Source organism: Herbidospora cretacea (genome assembly GCF_001570605.1).
GTDB classification, from domain to species: Bacteria; Actinomycetota; Actinomycetes; order Streptosporangiales; family Streptosporangiaceae; genus Herbidospora; species Herbidospora cretacea.
The window spans coordinates 1-20,203 of sequence record NZ_BBXG01000022.1 but is presented as its reverse complement, the minus strand read 5'-3'; the positions used below and the strand labels follow the sequence as shown (position 1 = coordinate 20,203).

The window sequence follows — 20,203 nt, the reverse complement described above, 5'->3', positions numbered from 1 at the left end:
CCCGGCTCTTGAGACGCGCTTGGCCGGGTGCTGCAAGGATGATGCCAGCAGATCACCCGCCGCGCACGTTGGGAGCCTTATTTGGACGTCCTTTCGGGCCTCGATCCCGAGCAGCGCGCGGTGGCCGAAACCCTGCGCGGGCCGGTGTGCGTGCTGGCCGGGGCGGGGACCGGCAAGACCAGGGCCATCACCCACCGGATCGCCCATGCGGTGCGAACCGGTATCGCCGACGCGCCCAGCGTGCTGGCTGTGACGTTCACCACCCGCGCCGCCGGGGAGCTCCGCCACCGGCTGCGCGAGCTCGGCGCGCCCGGCGTCCAGGCGCGCACCTTCCACGCCGCCGCGCTGCGTCAGCTCACCTACTTCTGGCCGCGCGTCATCGGCGGCGACCCGCCCCAGGTGATCGAGTCGAAGCTGCCGCTGCTGATCGAGGCGGCCCGGATGCTGCGCCGCAACCCCGACCGCGCCGAGCTCCGCGACGTCGCCAGCGAGATCGAGTGGGCCAAGGTCACCCAGCACGCCCCCGAGGACTATCCGGCCGCCGCCGCCAAGGCCCGCCGCACCCCGCCGATCCCGGCCGAGGAGCTCGCCCGCCTCTTCGACCAGTACGAGAAGCTCCGCCGCGCCCGCCACCTGGTCGACTTCGAGACCATCCTCGAACTCACCGCCGCCGTGATGACCGAGCACCGCGAGGTCGCCGCCCAGATCCGCTCGCAGTACCGCTACTTCGTGGTCGACGAATACCAGGACGTCAACCCGCTCCAGAAGCTCCTGCTCGACACCTGGCTCGGCGGCCGCGACGACGTCTGCGTGGTCGGCGACCCCAACCAGACGATCTACAGCTTCACCGGCGCCAGCCCTCATTTCCTGACCGGCTTCGGCGTCGAACACCCCAACGCGGCGGTCGTCAGGCTGGTGCGCGACTACCGCTCGACCCCCGAGGTGGTCACGCTGGCCAACCGGGTGATGGCCCGCAGCCCCCACCGCCTGGAGCTGGTCGCCCAGCGCGAGCAGGGCCCCGAACCGGTCTTCACCGAATACGACGACGAGCCCGCCGAGGCGCTGGGCGTGGCGCTGCGGGTCAAGAAGCTGATGGCCGACGGCGTCCCGGCGCGGGAGATCGCCGTGCTGTTCCGGGTCAACGCGCAGTCGGAGGCCTACGAACAGGCCTTCACCCAGGCGGGCGTCCCCTACCTGCTGCGCGGCGCCGAGCGCTTCTTCGAGCGTCCCGAGGTGCGCCAGGCCGTGGTCCTGCTGCGCGGCGCCGCCCGCTCGGCCAACGACGAGGAGCCGCTGGCGCCGGCCGTCCACGCGATCCTGGCCGGCATCGGGCTGACCCCGGAGCGTCCGGGCGGCGGCACCGCCCGCGCGAAGTGGGAGTCGCTCAACGCCATCGCCGAGCTCGCCGAGGACCTGGCCGCCCGGGGCGGCGACCTGCCCGCGTTCGTCGCCGACCTGGAACGCCGCGCCGCCGAGCAGCACGCCCCGCCCGTCGAGGGCGTCACCCTGGCCTCGCTCCACGCCGCCAAGGGCCTCGAATGGGACGCCGTCTTCCTCATCGGCCTCACCGAGGGCATGCTCCCGATCGTGTACGCCGAGACCCCCGACCAGATCGAGGAGGAGCGCCGCCTCCTCTATGTGGGGATCACCCGGGCCCGCGTCCACCTGAACCTGTCGTGGGCCCTGGCCCGCTCACCCGGCGGCCGTCGATCCCGCCGCCCGTCGCGCTTCGTCGAAAGCCTCTCCGGCACGCCCTCCGCCCCGCCCCCCTCCTTCCCCCAGCCGGCCAGAAGGACCGTCGCCGCCCCCGTGACCTGCCGGATCTGCGCCCGCACCCTGGCCACGGGCCCCGAGCAGAAGCTCGGCCGCTGCGCGACCTGCCCCGCCGAATACGACGAGGCGCTGCTGGAGGAACTCAAGGCGTGGCGCGCCGAAGCCGCCAAGGAGGCGAAGGTACCGAGCTACGTCGTGTTCACCGACGTCACCCTCCAGGCCATCGCCGAACGCGCCCCGGCGACCGAGGAGGCCCTCCTGGCGATAGCCGGGATCGGCCGCGTCAAACTGGAGCGATACGGTCATGCCGTACTCTCCCTCGTCCGACGCCGCCTGGAGGCCTCGTGAACTCCGCCCTCAAGGAGTTGCTCGACCTGCTCGACCTCGAGCAGATCGAGCTCGACATCTTCCGTGGCCGCAGTCCCGAGGAGAGCTTCCAGCGGGTCTTCGGCGGCCAGGTCGCCGCCCAGGCTCTCATGGCCGCGGCCCGCACGGTCGGCCGCGAACGCCAGGTCCACTCGCTGCACGCCTACTTCATCCGTCCCGGCGACCCGGCCGTGCCGATCGTCTACACGGTCGACCGCGTCCGCGACGGGCGTTCGTTCAGCACCCGCCGCGTGGTCGCCGTCCAGCACGGCAAGGTCATCTTCACGATGTCCGCCTCCTTCCACATCGAGGAGGAGGGCGTCCACCACCAGGCGGCGGTGATGCCCGAGGTCCCGCCCGCCGAGACGCTCGCCCCGCTCCACGAGCGCCTGCGCAGGCTCATCGGCGACGACCCCCAGTGGTCGGCCTGGCTGTCGCGCCCCCGCCCGCTCGACGCCCGGTACGTCACCCCGCTCACGTGGGAGGCCAACCGCGACCCGAGCCTGATCGGCCCGGAGAACCAGGTCTGGTTCCGCTACGACGCCGACCTCCCCGACGACCCCCTGCTCCACGTCGTCCTGGCCGCCTACGCGAGCGACTACACCCTCGTGGACACAGTGTTGTTGGCCCACGGCCTGGCCTGGGGCCCGTCGAACATCTCCGGCGCCTCGCTCGACCACGCCATGTGGTTCCACCGCCCGATCCGCGCCGACGACTGGATCCTGTACGCGCAGGAATCCCCCTGGTCCGGAGGCGCGCGCGGGCTCGCCCAGGGCCAGATGTTCACCGCCTCCGGCGAACTGGCCGTGTCGGTCGTCCAGGAGTGCTTGATCCGGGTTGGCTGAACCCCGAAAACTTCCGTGAAATCGCAGGTCGAAAATGTGTTGCCCACTCGGCTGCTTGCCGTTTAGGGTCATGCACATGCGAGTCGGACAGTACTGTCCGGCCCCCCGATGAGAACCACCAGGAGGTGAGCCCCGTGCTGAACATCACTCTCTCGAGCGCCACGCCGTGGCTCGCCGCCGCATGCCCTGCCACCGATGCGTCCGGTTATGGCCCGCAGGCCAAACTGCGCGTCGACGGCGGCACCCACGGCGCCAAGCGCGCCTTCGCGCCGATCCAGCTAGTCCGGCGCATGCGTATCGAGCAGACCGTCCACACCACCCGCAACGGTGGAGTGGGGCGTCCGCGTCCTGCCTGGAGTCGACCAGTCACAACCTGACCGGTCAATCAGCCTCCAGGCCGCGGATCCCCACACAGGATCCGCGGCCTTCTTGTTTTCCGGCCTCGAATCCCCCCACTGCAGAGGACAAAACGACCAACCCGATTCACAAAGAGGTGACGCAGATGGCGGCCCCGGTCATGGACCTGATCGAAGCCGAGATCCCCTGTCGTACCGACCCCGACCTCTGGTTCGCCGAGTCTCCCGAAGACGTCGAGTTCGCGAAGGCGCTCTGCGGCGGCTGCCCCATCAGGGAGACCTGCCTGGCCCGGGCCCTCGAGCGTGAGGAGCCCTGGGGTGTCTGGGGCGGCGAGCTGATCCTGCGAGGCACTGTCGTTCCGCGCAAGCGGCCCCGTGGCCGTCCGCGGAAGACCCCGCTCCCGCTCTGACGACGAATTCACCACCCGACCGACGAACAGCCACAGAAAAGAGAAGTCCGATGACCTTCCACACCACCTCGGCGCCACATTTCTTCCAGGAACTGGTAGATGAGCGAATACGAGGGCTCCAGCGGGAAGCCGCGGAGCACCGCCTCGCCAGCCGGGTAGCGAACGCGAACAAAGCGCGTGAACGAGCCGCCCGCGCGACCGCCGCCCTCCAGGCGGCCCTGTCGAGGCTCTAACGGCCACTTGCAGAAAAAGGCCCGGGTGTACCACTACACACCCGGGCCTTTCTGCATGCTCACGGCCATGACGGACTCGCGCGGCTGGTCATCGCGCCGAGCGAGGACGAGAAGCGCGGCTTCCCCCAGGCTTTCGTCCTCAGTCGGTCTCGTCGGTGAAGCCGGGGACCCAGGTCGCGACCTCGTCGCGGAAGCGGGCGGTGGTGCCGAGCTGGCAGAGCACGCCCACGCCCGCCGCGTGGACGCGGTGGATCAGGACATAGGTCGCGGGCAGGTTCAGCTGGCGGACCACGTTGGTCGAGCGGAGGTCGGTGGCGCTGGCGGCCTGGGCCTGGAGCCACGCCCGGCTGAAGGTGAACTCCTCGACCTGGGTCGGCTCGACGTAGGGGGCGAGGAAGGCCCGGAGCGCCTCGGTGTCGACGTCGATGTGGGGGCGGATGAAGCCCTCTTCGCGCAGGCCCTCGACGACCGTCTCCATGTCGCCCTGGTTGAAGATCCGCACCAGGCGGCCGAACACCGGCGGATAGCCGTCGGGCAGGCGGTTGACCGCGCCGAAGTCGAGCACCCCCAGCCGCCCGTCGGGCAGCATGCGGAAGTTCCCGGGGTGCGGGTCGGCGTGCAGCATCCCCACCCGGGCGGGAGAGCTGAACAGGAACCGGGTCAGCAGCAGGCCGGCCCGGTCGCGCTCCTCGGGGGTGCCGTCGGTGATCACCTTCGACAGGGGGGTGCCGTCGATCCACTCGGTCACCAGGACGTGCTCGTTGGCCGCGATCACGTCGGGGACGCGGAAGTCGGGGTCGTCCTTGAAGCCGACCGCGAAGGCGTGCTGCGCCTCGGCCTCCAGGAAGTAGTCGAGCTCCTCGACCACCCGGTCCTTCAGCTCGGCCAGCACCGCCTTGACGTCGAGCCCCGGCAGCAGCGCCCCGAACATCTTCCCCAGCCGGGCGAGCTGGTTGAAGTCGGCGATCAGCGCCTTCCCGGCCCCGGGATACTGGATCTTCACGGCGACCTCGCGGCCGTCGTGCCAGACCGCCCGGTGGACCTGCCCGATCGAGGCGGCGGCGGCCGGCCGGTCGTCGAAGGAGAGGAAGTTCTCCCGCCAGTCGGCCCCCAGTTCCTCGGCCAGCACCCGATGCACGGTCGCGGCGGGCAGCGGGGGCGCGGCGTCCTGGAGTTTGGTCAGGGTGGCTCGGTAGGGCCCGGCGATCTCGCTCGGCAGCGCCGCCTCGAAGATCGACAGAGCCTGGCCGAGCTTCATCGCCCCGCCCTTGAGCTCACCGAGAATCTTGAAAATCTGCGCCGCGGTACGGTCCTGGATCTCCTGGGCGACGATTTCCGCGGATTTCCCGCCGATCCGTTTCCCCAGGCCGAGAGCGGTGCGCCCAGCGAACCCCAGGGGCAGGGCCGCCAGCTTCGCCGAGCGCGTCACGGCGTTGCGCGGAAGGTCACTCACGCGACCATTGTTAGCCCAGCCTGGTCGTTTCGACTACAACGGCATCGGGGATGACGCGGCCACACCCGGCGCCGCCACTGTAAATCCGGCAGGATCTCCGCCGTCCCGATCGCGTCGACGCCGCGTCCGTCGAGGAACGCGAGCACGTGGCCGGCCGCCTGACCCGCGACGAGACCCGAGGTGACGGTGTCGCATCCGGTCTGCGCCCGGATGGCCGCCCGGACCGTCGGCCAGCCCGGATCGCGGTCGCGCCGGGTCAGCTCGATGCAGCCCAGGCACGGCGACCTCCCCGGGACCACCACCGGCCCCACCGAACCGCATCCCTCGGCGCAGGTGGCCAGGAGGTGGGGGATGCCCAGCGTGGTGAGGTCGTGGGCCAGCAGCGGATCGGCCGCCCCGACGGGAGCCAGCACGACCATGTCGGGGGTGGCCGCGCCGTCCATCAGCCCGGCGGCGGCCCGCCCCTCCCAGGCCGTGACGCTCGGCGCCACCGTGGAGGCCACCTTGACCGCGCCCTCCTCGCGGGGCCTGCCGACGTGTTCCCAGCCGAGCCCGCCCGGGACCACGTCTTCGGGCCGCGCGGGTTCGGGGTCGAGGACGCAGATCCGCCCGACCCCGGCCGCCGCGAGCAGGGCGGCCACACGGGCCCCTATCCGGCCTCCGCCATAAATCCGGACATATGACCCTTGTCGGGCGGTAAAGGCCCTCAGGCCGCCGTCCAGGGCCGCCGGAGGGGCTGTCTGGTCGGCGGGGAGTTCGTAGACGGTGGGCGGGAGCGACAGTGCCTCCAGGTCGGGCCTGAACCGGTCGCGCTCCTCCCGGCTGAGCGAGGTCAGCGGCGCGGGGCCCGAGACGTCGTCGAGCAGGCCCCGGCCGGCGAGGAGTTCGATGATCCGGGTGGCGGTCGTCTCGTCGAGCCCGGACCCGGCGACGGCCTGCGCCAGCGTCCGTGTGCCGTCGAGGGCGGCCACGAAACGCCGCGCCCGCTCGTCGAGCCCGGTCAGCAGGACCGCCCGCGCGGGGTGCAGGCCGAACTGGAGCGTCTCCTCGTCGCGCGCCGCGACCCCGATGGCGGGCTTCACTCTCGGACGGCTGGCCATGCCCAGCAGTGGTGTCATGGCGGGGAAACTGTCATACCCCGCGCACCCGCCGAGAGGCTTTCGAGCCGCCTGTGGATAACCCTTCCGACGCTCCGGAACCGGAGCGGGCGCGGCCGGTCGGCGCCGGATGCGGGGCGCGGCCGGAGACGGCGGCCGGGGCCGGGCGGGCGGAGCCGTAAAGGAAAAAAGTTTGCGTTTCGGCATCTGGCCATAACCGTCCGTTGCCCCCTTAACAGGGGAAACCTGGTGCGCATCGGCCTTTCCCGGCGCTCTCACCAGCGGTCCTACGGATGACCAACGTGGCCAGTGTGTCGGCTTAACATGCGGGAAACGTTGATTGACCAGCGGGAACGCCGTTGACCCCCTGTGGAATTCCGCGCGTGTCGAGTACCGTGCATATGTGCCCCCCGAGACAGTCGAGGTTCGTCGGAGCGCACGTCGGCGGCGAACCGTTTCCGCGTACCGCGATGGAGACAAAACCATCGTGCTGCTGCCTGCCGGTCTGAGCACGACCGACGAGGAGCAGTGGGTACGCCGCATGCTCGAACGCCTGGCGGCGAAGGAGCAGCGTAAAAGACCCAGCGACGACGACCTGCTCGATCGCGCGCGGGAACTGTCGGCTCGGTATCTGGACGGCAGGGCCGCGCCGTCGAGTGTCCGCTGGGTCGAGAACCAGCTCCACCGATGGGGGTCATGCACTCCAGATCATGGCACGATCCGGCTGTCGGTGAGACTCCGGGGTATGCCCGCGTGGGTCGTAGACTACGTGATCATGCATGAGCTGGTGCACCTGCTGGTGCCGAGTCACGGCCCTCGCTTCTGGGCGCTGGTCGAACGTTACCCCAAGGCCGAACGCGCGCGCGGTTTCCTGGAGGGTTTCTCCATGGCCGCCAGCGGCACCCCGGAGGAGTGTTGACCGACCGGCTGGTCGCCGTGCTGGTGACCCCGTCGACCGGCGACGCCGCCCCGCCGGGTGTCGGCCGCGACGAGTTCCTGCGCGCGGTGGCCGAGGACACCTACGAGATGGTCGCCGGGCTCGACCTGGTCACCCCAGTGATCATAGCGGTTGGAGTTCCAGGTTTGGAGGAGATCGCCTGGCCGGGCACGCCGGTGATCTCCGTCGACTCCGCCGACCGGGCCTTCGCCGCCCTCCCGCCCGCCGACCAGGCGGTCGTGGTCTGCGGCGACGCGCCCGACCTGCCGCCGCTGCTGATCGGCAAGCTCTTCCGCGAGCTCGGCCGCGCCGAGATCGCCGTCTGCCCGGCCGACAACGGGGGAGCCGTCGCGGTCGCCGCCCACCTGCCGTTCCCCGATTGGGCGACCCTCGACGTCGACCACCCGGAGATCGTCAAGGCGCTGCGCGCCCAGGCCCCGGGCCCACGCAAGATCGCCACCGGGCCGGGCTGGCACCGGCTCCGCACCCCCGCCGACATCGCCCGCCTCGACCCGGGCCTGGAGGGCTGGGACTCCACCCGGGCCCTGGTGATGGCGTGAACCGCGACGACCTGGTCCGCCTGCGCAGGGTCCGCGACATGATGGACCGAGACTACGCCGAGCCCCTCGACGTCCCCGCCCTCGCGCAGGCCGCGCTCATGTCGCCGGGCCACTTCTCCCGCAGCTTCCGGGCCGCCTTCGGCGAGACGCCCTACAGCTACCTGATGACCCGCCGGATAGAGCGCGCCAAGGCGCTGCTGCGGGCCGGGGTGCTGTCGGTCACCGAGGTCTGCTTCGCCGTCGGCTGTACGTCGCTCGGCTCCTTCAGCTCCCGCTTCACCGAGCTGGTCGGGGAGAGCCCCAGCGCCTACCGCGCCCGCTCCCACGACGACGCCGCCGCCATCCCGCCCTGCATCGCGAAGATCTACACCAGGCCGGTCAGGAACGGAGAAGCCAAGTCACCGGCCGCGCCGTAGCGTGAGACGCATGGACATCAAACTCCGCACGTGCTTCATCGCCGTCGACGACCACGACACCGCGCTCGCCTTCTACCGCGACGTGCTCGGTCTGGAAGTCCGCAACGACGTCTCCTACGAGGGCATGCGATGGGTCACCGTCGGCCCGCCGTCCCAGCCCGACGTGGAGATCGTGCTCGAACCGCCGCTGGCCGACCCCGGCGCCTCGGCCGAGGACAAGGAGACCATGTCGGAGCTGCTGGCCAAGGGCCTGCTGCGCGGCCTCATCTTCTCCACCGACGACTGCGACGCCACCTTCGAGAAGATCGCCGCCTCCGGCGCCGAGGTCCTCCAGGAGCCGATCGACCAGTTCTACGGCGTCCGCGACTGCGCCTTCCGCGACCCCTCAGGCAACCTGCTGCGCTTCAACCAGCCGCGCAAGGGCTAGAGCGCGGCCGGCAGCCGCAGCGCGGTGAAGAACGCCCGGTGGTCGGTGCCCGCCACGTCGTGGATGGAGACGTGGTCGACCGCCACGCGCGGATCCACCAGCACGTGGTCGATCGTGATGAGGGGCGGCGGACGGCGTCCGGCGGGCCAGGTGGTGACCAGGCCCTTGCCGGTCGCGTCGGCGGCGTCGACCCAGCCCTGCCCGACCACCGCCCGGAACTCGGCGTGGTCGAGCGTCGCGTTGTAGTCGCCGGCCAGGATGCGGATCGTCCCCGCGTCGGGCCGGGGCAGCGACCGCAGCCCGTCGCGCCACAGCCCCAGGTCACGCCCCAGCGGCGCGACCGTGTGCACGTCGATCAGCTCGACCGGCGGAGCGCCGGGAACCGCGATCCTCGCGTACGGCATCCGGTGCCCGTCACCGGGGGCGAACCCCGGCAGAGGCGTCACCGGGAACCGCGAGTAGATGCCCGACCCCGAGGCGCTGTAGTGGGGTTCCAGATGGTCGTACGGCATCAGGGACCCCAGCCCGGCCGCCGCCAGCCCCTCGACCGCCCGGGGGCTCAGCTCCTGCACCGAGATCACATCGGGGCGCGCCGACCGTACGAGAGCCATCAGAGACCCCACGTCGGCGCGCCCGAAGCGCATGTTGACCGACAGCACCCGCAGCGACGGCCCGTCGACGACGGGCTGCTCCGAGGGCAGCGCCCGGGGCACGACCACCAGCGACAGCCCGATCACCGAGGCCAGCGCCGCGACGGCGGCCCACCGCGCGCGGGCCAGCACCGCGACCAGCACGGCCACGACGGTCCCGAGCAGCGCGTAGGGCGTGCCCGTCGACAGGAGCGTTCCGAAACCGGTCAGCTCGATGCCGGTCAGCCGGAAGAAGGCCCACAGCACGCTGGTCCCGGCGAGCACCCAGGCGAACGCCCGGCGCTTGCGCCCCCGCGAGGGGGCAGGGGAGCGGATCTCCCCGCCGACTTCGACGCCCACCTGAGTGTCCACGCCGAAAACCCTAGCCAGCGGTGTGCAGAGGACGTGTAAGTCAATTGTGAAGGTTGTGCGCGAGCACGGCGCGGGCCCTGCTCGCCAGCCGCCGGGTGGCCATGTCGCTCGGATCCGGGATCTCGTCGACCGGGAACCAATCGAGCGCGAGCGACTCGTCGCTGATCACGAACTCGGCCCCTTCGGGAGCCACCGCGCCGAACTCCACGTCGAGGTGCCAGCACTGCGGCGGATGACACCACACCTCGTGGCGGTCGAGCGCCAGCGGACCGGGCAGCAGGGTCAGGCCGGGGATGCCCGACTCCTCGACCGCCTCCCGCAGCGCGACGTCGGGCAGCGTCAGATCGCCCGGCTCGCAGTGGCCGCCCATCGGGAGCCACATCTTCGCCTTGTGGTGGAAGGTGAGCAGCACCCGGGCGCCGTCATGGGACAGCACCGCCGTCGTGGCGGTCAGATGCCCCGGCACGCACTCGCGCCACATCCCGTTCTCGTGGTCGGCCAGATGACGGAGGAACTCCTGGCGGAGCGTCTCCTCTTCGGGGGTCGGGCCGGTCCAGGCCGCGAGCAGCGCCGCGGCTTCGTCGCGGAGGGTCACTTGTCGTCGTCGTCGTTTTCTTCGAGGAGCTTGAGCAGCCCGAGGTCGAAGTCCTCCTTGCCGGCCACGAACGCCTCGGGGTTGTCGAGGTCGGCCGGGGTCGGCATGAGGTCGGGGTGGCCCCAGATGGCGTCGCGCTCGTCGATGCCGCGCGCGTCGCCGACCGCCTTCCACAGCGCCGCCGCCTCACGCAGCCGCCGGGGCCGCAGTTCGAGGCCGACCAGCGTGGAGAACGTGAGCTCGGCCGGCCCGCCGGAGGCCCGGCGGCGGCGGACGGTCTCGCCCAGCGCCCCGGACGAGGGCAGCTTGCCCGACGCGGCGGCGTCGACCACCGTGGCGACCCAGCCCTCGACCAGCGCGAGCGTGGTCTCCAGTCGCTTCAGCGCGACCTTCTGGCGCTCGGTCTCGGCCGGCTTGAGCAGGTCGCCGCCCGACAGGATCTCCTGAAGACGCGACGGGTCGTTGATGTCGAGCCCCTGGAGCTTGTCCTGGAGCGCCGACACGTCGACGGTGATGCCGCGGGCGTACTCCTCGATCGCCCCGAGCAGGTGTGACTTCAGCCACGGCACGTGCTGGAACAGCCGGTGATGGGCCGCCTCGCGCAGGGCCAGGTAGAGCCGGATCTCCTCGGCGGGCAGTTCGAGCCCCTGGCTGAACGCGGCGATCCCGCCGGGCAGCAGCGCGGCGGTGTCGGACAGCGGCAGGCCGATGTCGCTGGTGCCGATCACCTCACGGGCGAGGGTGCCGAGGGCCTGGCCGATCTGCTGGCCGACCATCATGCCGCCCATCTGCTTCAGCATGCCCATCAGCGGCCCGGCCATGGCCTGGGCCTCGGCGGGAAGACCGGCGGCGCCGAGGCTGCCGCCCATGGTCTCCACCATCTTGGCGGCCACCGGGTCGCACAGCTGGCCCCAGATCGGGGTGGTCTTCTCGATCCACTCCGACCGGCTCCACGCCTGCGGGTTCGACACGCCGCTGGGCAACGTCGTGGCTTCGTTGAGCCACAGGTCGGCCAGGTTCAGCGCGTCGACGATCTGGCGTTTCTCCCCTTCCATCACACTGGGGTCACCGCCGTCGGCGACCACGGCATGGCGGGCGATGTTCTTCGCCATCTCCCAGTTCACCGGGCCTGAGCCGGGTGGGGCCGAGAGCATGTCGGCGAACTGACGCATCGCCTGGGCCATCTGCTCGGGGTTGCCGAACATGGCGAACGGGTTCTCGTTAGGATCGTTTTCGCGACCTGGCAGGTCAGTCACCGCGCCACCTCGTGCAGGATGGAGGAGTCCACATCCGCCACGTTATCCGTCGTGGGGCGTGTCAGCGCAAAGTGAGGACCGCGTGCCAGTCTCGAAACGCCATCGTCCGCCCGTCGTCGCCGTCACCGGCGCGGCCTCGGGAGTAGGCAGGGCGTTCCTGTCGAAGGTCGCCTCGTCTGCGGATTTCCGCCGTGTGGTGGCGATCGACGAGCAACGCGGCGACGTCACCGACGTGACCTGGCGGGTGCTCGACATCCGCGATCCGCTCTTGGCGAACCGGATCTCCGACGTCGACGTGCTCGTCCACCTCGGGGGCGACTTCACCCTCGACGGCGACCCCACCGAACGCCGGGCCTACAACCTGCGGGCCGCCCAGACCGTCCTCACCGCCTCGGCCGCCGCCCGGGTGCGCCGGGTCGTCGTGGTCACCAGCGCGATGGTGTACGGCGCCGACGCCGACAACCCCGTCCCGCTGCCCGAAGACGCCCCCGTGGCGGCCGAGCCCGACACCGGCGTGGTCGGCGACCACCTGGAGATCGAGTCGCTGGTCCGCCGCTCGCTGCGGGCCCACCCCGGCCTGGAGGTCGTGGTGCTGCGCCCGGCCGCGCTGGTCGGCCCCGAGGTCGACACCGTGGTCACCCGCCACTTCGAGGCCCCGCGCCTGCTGGTGGTCAAGGGCTGCCTGCCGCGCTGGCAGTTCTGCCACATCGACGACCTCGTCTCGGCCCTGGAGATGGCCGCGCTCGGCCACGTCAACGGCGTGGTCGCGGTCGGCTCCGAGGGCTGGCTGGAGATGGACCAGGTCGAGGAGGTCTCCGGCGTCCGCCGCTTCGAGCTCCCGGCCGGCCTGACCTTCTCCACGGCCCAGCGCCTCCACCGCCTCGGCATCACCCCGGCCCCGGCCACCGACCTCCACTACGTCGTCTACCCCTGGGTGGTCGACGGCGCGACGCTGCGGGCGGCGGGCTGGAAGCCCACCTGGACCAACGAGGCCGCCCTGCGCGAGCTCATGACCTACCGCGAGGGCAAACACGCCGTCGTCGGCCGCCGCCTGAGCGGCAAGGACGCCACCATCACCGCCGCCGGCGCCACCGTCGCCGTCATCGGCACCGCGGCGATCGTCCGCGCGGCCCGCAGGAAGAAGAAGATTTAGACTGATCAGGTGGACGTCATCCGCCTCCTGGCCATTCGCGACACCCCCCTCTCGGTCGACGAGGTCTTCGCGGCCGTCGGCGACGCCGCCGCCGGGGGCACGGTCCTGTTCGTCGGCACCGTCCGCGACCTCGACGGCGGCAAGGAGGTCAGCGGGCTGTCCTACTCGGCCCACCCGACCGCCCTCGACGAGCTGGAGCGGGTGGCGGGGAAGATCGTCGCCGAGTTCCCGGTGACCGCCCTGGCCGCCGTCCACCGGGTCGGAGACCTGGCGCTGGGCGACATCGCGGTGATCGTCGCGGTGGCCTGCCCCCACCGTGCCGAGGCGTTCGCGGCGTCCCGGCGGCTGATCGACGACCTCAAGCACGAGGTGCCGATCTGGAAGAACCAGCGCTTCGCCGACGGATCGGCCGAGTGGGTCGGCGCCTGTTAGCCGCGCCTTATCGAAGAGCCTTTAGAGTTCTGGCATGTCCCGACGTGCCCTCACCCTGCTCGTGGCGGGTTTCCTCACGCTCGCGCTTGCTGTGGGCGGCGCGATGCTCCCGGTTCCCTACGTCGTGCTGTCACCCGGCCCGACCGAGAACACGATCGGCGACGTGAAGGGCAAGCCGGTGATCACCGTCGCCGGCCACGAGACCTTCCCCACATCGGGCATGCTCAGCATGGTCACCGTCGCCTACCAGGGCGGCCCCGGCAACCGCATCGGCCTGCTGACCGCCCTGCGCGGCTGGCTCGACGACACCATCGCGGTCGTCCCCGAGGAGACGATCTTCCCCAGGGAGCAGACCGTGGAGGAGGTCGAGGAGGAGAACACCGCCGAGATGGCGACCTCCCAGGAGACCTCCACCGCCGCCGCCCTGCGCGAACTCAAGATCGCCTATCAAAACGTGGTCAAGGTCGCCAGCACCGACAAGGGCACCCCCGCCGAGGGCAAGCTCCTGGCGGGTGACCTGATCACCGCCGTCGACGGAACCCCGGCCACCGACATGGACGCGGTCGCGAAGGCCGTCCGGGCCCGCAAACCCGGCGACGACGTGGTGTTCGGCATCGAACGCAAGAACGTCAAACAGGACGTGACCGTGAAAACCGTCGCGGGCGCCGACGGCCAGGCGATCGTGGGCGTCCGCATGGGCATGTCGTACAAGTTCCCCTTCACCGTCAACATCAGCGTCGGCGACGTCGGCGGCCCGAGCGCGGGCCTGATGTTCTCCCTGGGCATCTACGACAAACTCACCCCCGGCCCGCTGACCGGCGGCAAGGCCATCGCCGGCACCGGCACGATGGACGGCGACGGCAAGGTCGGCGCCATCGGCGGCATCGAGCAGAAGATGGTCGGGGCCAAGAAGGCCGGCGCGACCGTCTTCCTCACGCCCTCCGCGAACTGCCCCGCCGCCGCCGCGGCCGTCCCCGACGGATTGCGCCTGGTCAAGGTGGACACACTCGACGGCGCCATCAAGGCCCTCGACGCGATTCGCACCGGATCCGGATCCGTCCCCGCCTGCACTTCCTGAACGCTTTCCCGAGGGGTTTCCAGAAGCGCAGCACTGCCGAACGCGGTGTAGGTTGCCAGGCACAGACCGTTTGTGCTTTTGACCAAAGGGGTTTGGCGTTGAGCTTCCGGAGCCCCGGAGCCGGTCGGGCGATGCGCGTGCCCCGCCGGCCCCGCCTGCTCATTCCCGTGGGAATCGCGATCGTCGCGGTCGTGATCGTCCTTTACATCTTCGCCGGGTTCTATACCGACTATCTCTGGTATGACTCGGTCGATTTCAGCTCGGTCTTCTCGACCATGCTGATCACCCAGATCCTGCTGTTCGTCGTCGGCGCCGCGCTGATGGTCGGCATCGTCGGCGGGAACATGGCGCTGGCCTTCCGGGTCCGTCCCATGTTCGGCCCCGGCATGTTCGGCAACGCACAGGGAGCCGACCGCTACCGGCTGGCCGTCGACCCGCACCGGAAGATCATCTTCCTGGTCGGGATGGCGATCCTCGCACTGTTCGCGGGGTCGTCCACCTCGGGTCAGTGGAAGACCTGGCTGCTGTTCCAGAACGCCACGCCGTTCGGCAAGGTCGACGCCGAGTTCGGGATCGACATCTCGTTCTTCACGTTCACCTTCCCGTTCCTGCGGATGGTGCTGAACTTCCTGTTCATCGCGGTCGTCCTGTCCGCGATCGCGGCGGCGCTGGTCCACTACCTCTACGGCGGCTTCCGCATCCAGACCCCCGGCGGGGTCCACGCCTCGCGCGGCGCGCGGGTCCACCTGTCGGTGCTACTGGGCGTGTTCGTGCTGCTGAAGGCGCTGGCCTACTGGCTCGACACCTACGGCCTGGTCTTCTCCGACCGGGGCAAGGTCTTCGGCGCCTCGTTCACCGACGTCAACGCGGTGCTCCCGGCCAAGACCATCCTGGCGTTCGTCGCCCTGATCTGCGCCGCGCTGTTCTTCGCCGGCGTGATCCGCCCCGGCGGCATGCTGCCCGGAGTGGCCCTCGGCCTGCTCGTCCTGTCGGCCGTCCTGATCGGCGGCGTCTACCCGGCGCTCGTCGAGCAGTTCCAGGTCAAGCCGAACCAGCAGGCCAAGGAGCGCGACTACATCGCCCGGAACATCGAGGCGACCAGATCCGCCTACGGGGTCGACAACGCGAAAGTCACCCAATACGGCGCGGCCACCGAGGCCAAGCCCGAGGTGCTCCAGGCCGAGTCGTCGCAGATCCCGGCGCTGCGCCTGCTCGACCCGAGCGTGCTCAGCCCGACCTACCAGCAGCGGCAGCAGATCCGCGGCTACTACCAGTTCCCCGAGCAGCTCGACATCGACCGTTACAAGAACCCGACCACGGGCAAGGCCCAGGACACGGTCGTGGCGGTCCGCGAGATGGGCGTCCCGCTCGACCAGCGCAACTGGATCAACGACCACCTGGTCTACACCCACGGGTTCGGCTTCGTCGCCGCCCCCGGCAACGCGGTCGACGGCAGCGGCGTGCCCAACTTCAACGAGAAGGACATCCCGCCCACCCAGGTCCTCGGCAAATACGAGCCGCGGATCTACTTCGGCGAGAACTCGCCCGAATACTCGATCGTCGGAGCCCCCGACGGCGCCCGCGCCGACGAGCTCGACTATCCCGAGCAGGGCACCAACGGGCAGAAGAACAACACCTACAACGGCAACGGCGGCGTGCCGATCGGCGGCCTGTTCACCCGGTTCCTCTACGCCCTGAAATACGGCGAGACCAACCTGCTGCTGAACTCCAGCATCAACGAAGAGTCGCGGATCATGTACATCCGCAAGCCCATCGAGCGGATCCAGGCCGTCGCCCCGTTCCTCACGCTCGACCGCGACCCCTACCCGGCCATCGTCGACGGCCGCATCAAGTGGATCGTCGACGCCTACACCACCTCCGACGCCTTCCCCTACTCCGAGCCGCGCAGCCTCGAGACCCTCACGACCGACGTGACCTCCTCGCTGCAGCCCGGCGTGCCGCAGGTGCCGCGCGACAACATCAACTACATCCGCAACTCGGTCAAGGCCACGGTCGACGCCTACGACGGCACCGTCACCCTCTACGCGTGGGACGACACCGACCCGGTGCTGAAGACCTGGCAGAAGGCCTTCGGCGGCATCATCAGGCCCGCCTCGGAGATCTCCCAGGACCTGCGTGACCACCTGCGCTACCCGGCCGACCTGTTCAAGGCCCAGCGCGAGATCCTCACGCAGTACCACGTCACCGACGCCGACGCGTTCTTCGGCGGCCAGGACTTCTGGAAGGTCCCGGAGGACCCGGCGACGAAGAAGAGCAAGCAGCCGCCCTACTACGTGACCATGAAGATGCCGGGCGCCGCCGAGGAGAAGTTCTCGCTGACGACCACGTTCGTCCCGAACGGCCGGCAGAACATGGCCGCGTTCATGGCGGTCGACGCCTCGGCCGACTCCAAGAACGCCACGCTCCAGATCCTCCAGCTGCCCAGCACGACGACGATCCAGGGTCCGCCACAGGCACAGAACACGTTCCTGACGAACCCGACGGTCTCCCAGGAGCTCAACCTCCTGAGAGGCACGGGCGGCGCGACGGAGGTCCTCTACGGCAACCTCCTGACCCTCCCGTTCGGCGGCGGCCTGCTCTACGTCGAGCCGGTCTACGTGCAGCCGAGGGAGGAGACCTCCGGCCGCTTCCCGACCCTCCAGAAGGTCCTGGTCCTCTACGGCCAGAAGGTCGGATTCGGCGACAACCTCGACGACGCGCTCAGACAGGTCTTCGGCGAGGCCGGCCCCAACCAGCCGACCAACACCGAGAACCAGCCGGAACAGCCGCAGCAGCCCGAGACCCCGGCCCAGCAGGCCTCGGTCACCACGGCTCTCGACAAGGCGCAGAAGGCCTACGAGGACGCCCAGGCGGCCCTGTCGGCCAACCCGCCCAACTGGAACGCCTACGGCACCGCCCAGGCCGACCTGAAGGCCGCGCTCGACGAACTGGCCAAGGCCCAGGGCGTCACTCCGACACCCGCGCCCAGCCCGTCGGCGACCCCGAGCGCGACCGGCTCGGCGACACCGACGCCGACCCCGTCACCGCCGCAAACGCCCTGATCTGAGCTCCGATTTGCCGCACCACCCCGCACCGGATAGTCTTTAGACACACCGACGCGGGGTGGAGCAGCTCGGTAGCTCGCTGGGCTCATAACCCAGAGGTCGCAGGTTCAAATCCTGTCCCCGCTACTGAAGTGAACGGCCCGGTTCCAGATCCTGGAGCCGGGCCGCTTCGTTTTCAGCCGGCGCGTGTTCGGTCTATTGATTTGCGTCACTCGCAGTTCGTGGATAGTGTTACTGCATACCGACGCGGGGTGGAGCAGCTCGGTAGCTCGCTGGGCTCATAACCCAGAGGTCGCAGGTTCAAATCCTGTCCCCGCTACAGAGAAAGTGGCCCGGTTCCCTGGAACCGGGCCACTTTGTTTTTTCTGTACGAGTTCCGCTGGTCACCGGATTTCGTGAGTTCTCCGGATGGGTCATGCAGGTGAAATTCCTGCGTGGTGTCTTAGCCGGTCATATCGGGAATTCACGTCGGTTTTCCGATGAGGGGTTTCGGCATCCCCACACCCGAACACTCTGTCGCGCGGGCCGGTCCTGACGTCGCACGCAACCGGATGACCATCAGGCAGGCAACGTGCGGAACCGTACTTGAGGCCCCGGACGCCTATAGCTGCGACGGCAGACGAGACGGACCGCACGGTTCATGATCAGCAACCCGCTGGTCCGCGAAAGTGCGATGGATGACGTTGCCCGAAAAGCCATCGACGTCGGTCCAACACCGGCTTGCTACGAGGACGTCTGAGTCCGCGGGGTGTGTAACGCGGGCGGCGAGTCCGGTGGCGCTGTCGACGTTCGTGGAATGACGACGGGCGGTCATGACTTGACTGACAGCCTGCGCCCCTGGCGTCTGGCGCGGTGACCGCAAACCTTTGCCGTGCCGTAGAAGCTGCTGTTGGCTTGTGACGATCCCGAACTTGGTGAACCTTTCCGGTCACAGCACCAGCGGGGCTGCCGCCACAAGCAATTTCGCGTCTGAGAGTGGATGCTTCAGCGCGCGGGCTGTGATGTCTGGATGCTCGGCCGCCGAAACCGGCAGATGTCACGGCGACCGGCGCGAGCGCGACCACGCACCTGCGCAGTTGCCTGGAGCGGCGTCATGGGTGGCGCTTGCGCCCAGCAGTAGCCGGGGTGACGAGTGATGCTTCCGCACGGTGGGAGTTGCCGTCTGGGCAGAGGGCGCGCGGGCTTCGTACACGAATCGGGGGTTGTCGTGTCCGGAGGGGGAGCCGGTCTCCGCTCATGGGTGTGGGGCCCGACTCCGACCCCCCGGAGACGGGCCCCCGTTCCCCCTCAGTGGTGCTTGGGTGGCCCGGTTCCGATAGGGATCGGAACCGGGCCGGCCGGACCCCGGTGTGGGTGTGGGGTGCGGGCCATCGGCGGAGGGCGGCCGCGGGGGTGGCAGCCCCCGGTGCGGTCGCCTTCCGCGTTACGCCGCGGTGGCTTCGGGCTCTACGGCTGTGGTCAGTGCGGGAGGCTGCGGTGGACGCTGACGCAGCGGCGCAGCCGGCTGCTGGCCGGGCCCATGCGGCGGGGCTCGCGGACCGGCTGCTCGTCGAGCGCGGCGACCAGGGCCTGGGCGGTCTTGGCGTCGGCGAGCACCCGGGCGGCCTCCTCGCCCACGGGCAGCTGGCCGTTCTTGGCCAGTTCGTGCTCAAGGAAGGTCAACGGCTCGGCGTCGCCGGCGGCGTTGGCGGCGACCGTGGCGCGACTCGCCGTCAGGAGGGCGAGGTAGTAGTTGCGCAGGGACGCCTCACGCATGCGCGCCTGCTCCAGGTCGTCGAGCAACTCCCGGGCGATCCTCAGAAGATCGCCGGCATGCCCGGCCTCGGCCGTGATGTGGGCGCGGATGTCGTCGAACTCCGACCGCTGCGTCATGATGGCCACCTCCACGGCGGGGGTCCAGACGCCGGGTTGGCGCCGGGTGACTCCCGCATCTCATTCGTATCCCGGAGGGATTGCGGTCGGCTTGACATCGGCTTGCCTTCACCGAGGTCATGCGGGCCGCTCTCGAACCGGTGCTACTTAGATGCGCGAGTGACCAGGTTGGTTGTCAGGCCTCGGCAGTCGTTTGTGGCGTGAGTGGTCGGGGGAACTGTTAGTCTTCTCGTGTCGGCCTGGTCCGGCGAAACCCCATCCACTCGCCTCACGGCGGATCTGGCATGGGCTGCTTCATCCCCTGAACTCAACGTTCGTGCGGCTGGTTCGCCTTCCGCTCCGATCGCTGGTAAGTTAGAGGGGTTGCTCTCAAACGGGAGCGGCCGAATTCCTCTCGGGTACGAGCTCAGAAGTCAAGTCGCTGGATTTGACACTAACTGGGACGACTGAGAAGATAAAGGCACAAAGTAAGACAAAATGCAAGTCCGTTTCTTGAGAACTCAACAGTGTGCTAAAAGCCAGTGCATGATGCACAACCCCGTCATTTGATGACGGATTCCTTTGGTTGACATTCATGACGAATGTTGGCTGGGAGAACATCTCTGAAGACATCTTTTGGAGAGTTTGATCCTGGCTCAGGACGAACGCTGGCGGCGTGCTTAACACATGCAAGTCGAGCGGAAAGGCCCTTCGGGGTACTCGAGCGGCGAACGGGTGAGTAACACGTGAGTAACCTGCCCCTGACTCTGGGATAAGCCTGGGAAACTGGGTCTAATACCGGATACGACATCTTCCGGCATCGGATGGGTGTGGAAAGTTTTTTCGGTCAGGGATGGGCTCGCGGCCTATCAGCTTGTTGGTGGGGTAGTGGCCTACCA

The 20,203-nt window shown here is 69.5% G+C and carries 18 protein-coding genes, 2 tRNA genes and 1 rRNA gene; 15 read left to right on the top strand and 6 right to left on the bottom strand.

Annotated features, from left to right (window positions below; all coding sequences use genetic code 11):
• The first annotated feature begins 81 nt into the window (after positions 1-81).
• The 4 genes from AW270_RS31490 (at position 82) to AW270_RS31480 (ending at position 3,750) form a co-directional block, all read left to right on the top strand.
• Positions 82-2,121: an ATP-dependent DNA helicase UvrD2 gene (locus AW270_RS31490; protein WP_061299769.1), complete on the top strand. Its 2,040-nt coding sequence runs from the start codon at positions 82-84 to the stop codon at positions 2,119-2,121.
• Positions 2,118-2,984, top strand: a complete 867-nt coding sequence (locus tag AW270_RS39210; RefSeq protein WP_061299768.1) for an acyl-CoA thioesterase — start codon at positions 2,118-2,120, stop codon at positions 2,982-2,984. Before AW270_RS31490 ends, AW270_RS39210 begins: the two co-directional genes overlap by 4 nt.
• 134 nt (positions 2,985-3,118) lie before the next feature.
• Entirely contained in the window at positions 3,119-3,361 is a 243-nt protein-coding gene (locus AW270_RS39205) for a hypothetical protein (protein WP_157522894.1), read from the top strand.
• 125 nt (positions 3,362-3,486) lie between these two features.
• On the top strand, positions 3,487-3,750 hold the full coding sequence (locus tag AW270_RS31480; protein ID WP_030451771.1) for a WhiB family transcriptional regulator: 264 nt from the start codon (positions 3,487-3,489) through the stop codon (positions 3,748-3,750).
• Positions 3,751-4,122: 372 nt separating this feature from the next.
• Here AW270_RS31480 and AW270_RS31475 read toward each other — a convergent pair whose 3' ends face one another.
• Both AW270_RS31475 and AW270_RS31470 read right to left on the bottom strand, forming a co-directional pair.
• Positions 4,123-5,436, bottom strand: a complete 1,314-nt coding sequence (locus AW270_RS31475) for an ABC1 kinase family protein (RefSeq protein WP_061299767.1) — start codon at positions 5,434-5,436, stop codon at positions 4,123-4,125.
• Entirely contained in the window at positions 5,433-6,554 is a 1,122-nt protein-coding gene (locus AW270_RS31470) for a ThiF family adenylyltransferase (RefSeq protein WP_245674949.1), read from the bottom strand. The genes AW270_RS31475 and AW270_RS31470 overlap by 4 nt, the downstream gene beginning before the upstream one ends.
• Positions 6,555-6,936: 382 nt before the next feature.
• Here AW270_RS31470 and AW270_RS31465 point away from each other — a divergent pair, with 382 nt between their 5' ends.
• From AW270_RS31465 to AW270_RS31450, 4 genes are read left to right on the top strand one after another with little or no spacing between them, the layout of a single operon-like run.
• Positions 6,937-7,452, top strand: a complete 516-nt coding sequence (locus AW270_RS31465; protein WP_051759450.1) for a M48 metallopeptidase family protein — start codon at positions 6,937-6,939, stop codon at positions 7,450-7,452.
• Positions 7,446-8,030, top strand: coding sequence for a hypothetical protein (locus tag AW270_RS31460; RefSeq protein WP_061299765.1), 585 nt, complete (start codon positions 7,446-7,448; stop codon positions 8,028-8,030). The genes AW270_RS31465 and AW270_RS31460 overlap by 7 nt, the downstream gene beginning before the upstream one ends.
• A 41-nt stretch (positions 8,031-8,071) precedes the next feature.
• Positions 8,072-8,446, top strand: a complete 375-nt coding sequence (locus AW270_RS31455; RefSeq protein WP_218009393.1) for a helix-turn-helix transcriptional regulator — start codon at positions 8,072-8,074, stop codon at positions 8,444-8,446.
• A 10-nt stretch (positions 8,447-8,456) separates the two neighbouring features.
• Positions 8,457-8,873, top strand: a complete 417-nt coding sequence (locus AW270_RS31450) for a VOC family protein (RefSeq protein WP_061299764.1) — start codon at positions 8,457-8,459, stop codon at positions 8,871-8,873.
• Here the strand turns inward: AW270_RS31450 and AW270_RS31445 are convergent.
• The 3 genes from AW270_RS31445 to AW270_RS31435 are packed head-to-tail and all read right to left on the bottom strand — an operon-like array spanning position 8,870 to position 11,725.
• Positions 8,870-9,874 (bottom strand): endonuclease/exonuclease/phosphatase family protein, encoded by a 1,005-nt coding sequence (locus tag AW270_RS31445; protein ID WP_061299763.1) that lies wholly within the window; start codon positions 9,872-9,874, stop codon positions 8,870-8,872. The genes AW270_RS31450 and AW270_RS31445 overlap by 4 nt on opposite strands.
• A 40-nt stretch (positions 9,875-9,914) precedes the next feature.
• Positions 9,915-10,469, bottom strand: a complete 555-nt coding sequence (locus AW270_RS31440; RefSeq protein ID WP_061299762.1) for an NUDIX hydrolase — start codon at positions 10,467-10,469, stop codon at positions 9,915-9,917.
• A complete protein-coding gene (locus tag AW270_RS31435) occupies positions 10,466-11,725 on the bottom strand; it encodes a zinc-dependent metalloprotease (protein WP_061299761.1) in 1,260 nt (419 codons plus the stop codon). Before AW270_RS31435 ends, AW270_RS31440 begins: the two co-directional genes overlap by 4 nt.
• Before the next feature lie 82 nt (positions 11,726-11,807).
• Between AW270_RS31435 and AW270_RS31430 the strand changes: the two genes are divergently transcribed.
• From AW270_RS31430 to AW270_RS31405, 6 genes are all read left to right on the top strand, one after another.
• Entirely contained in the window at positions 11,808-12,878 is a 1,071-nt protein-coding gene (locus AW270_RS31430) for an NAD-dependent epimerase/dehydratase family protein (RefSeq protein WP_245674948.1), read from the top strand.
• 9 nt (positions 12,879-12,887) lie between these two features.
• The gene (locus AW270_RS31425; RefSeq protein ID WP_061299759.1) at positions 12,888-13,310 is read left to right on the top strand and encodes a molybdenum cofactor biosynthesis protein MoaE; all 423 of its coding nucleotides are present in this window, start codon (positions 12,888-12,890) and stop codon (positions 13,308-13,310) included.
• Positions 13,311-13,344: 34 nt separating this feature from the next.
• Positions 13,345-14,388 (top strand): YlbL family protein, encoded by a 1,044-nt coding sequence (locus AW270_RS31420; RefSeq protein WP_061299758.1) that lies wholly within the window; start codon positions 13,345-13,347, stop codon positions 14,386-14,388.
• 167 nt (positions 14,389-14,555) lie between these two features.
• Complete coding sequence (locus AW270_RS31415) at positions 14,556-17,450, top strand: UPF0182 family membrane protein (RefSeq protein WP_369409011.1); 2,895 nt, start codon at positions 14,556-14,558, stop codon at positions 17,448-17,450.
• Positions 17,451-17,505: 55 nt separating this feature from the next.
• Positions 17,506-17,579, top strand: a tRNA-Met gene (locus tag AW270_RS31410).
• 119 nt (positions 17,580-17,698) lie between these two features.
• Positions 17,699-17,772, top strand: a tRNA-Met gene (locus AW270_RS31405).
• Between the two features lie 1,139 nt (positions 17,773-18,911).
• Here the strand turns inward: AW270_RS31405 and AW270_RS31400 are convergent.
• Complete coding sequence (locus tag AW270_RS31400; RefSeq protein ID WP_061299871.1) at positions 18,912-19,325, bottom strand: hypothetical protein; 414 nt, start codon at positions 19,323-19,325, stop codon at positions 18,912-18,914.
• A 612-nt stretch (positions 19,326-19,937) separates the two neighbouring features.
• Here AW270_RS31400 and AW270_RS31395 point away from each other — a divergent pair.
• A 16S ribosomal RNA gene (locus tag AW270_RS31395) occupies positions 19,938-20,203 on the top strand; the annotation flags it as partial.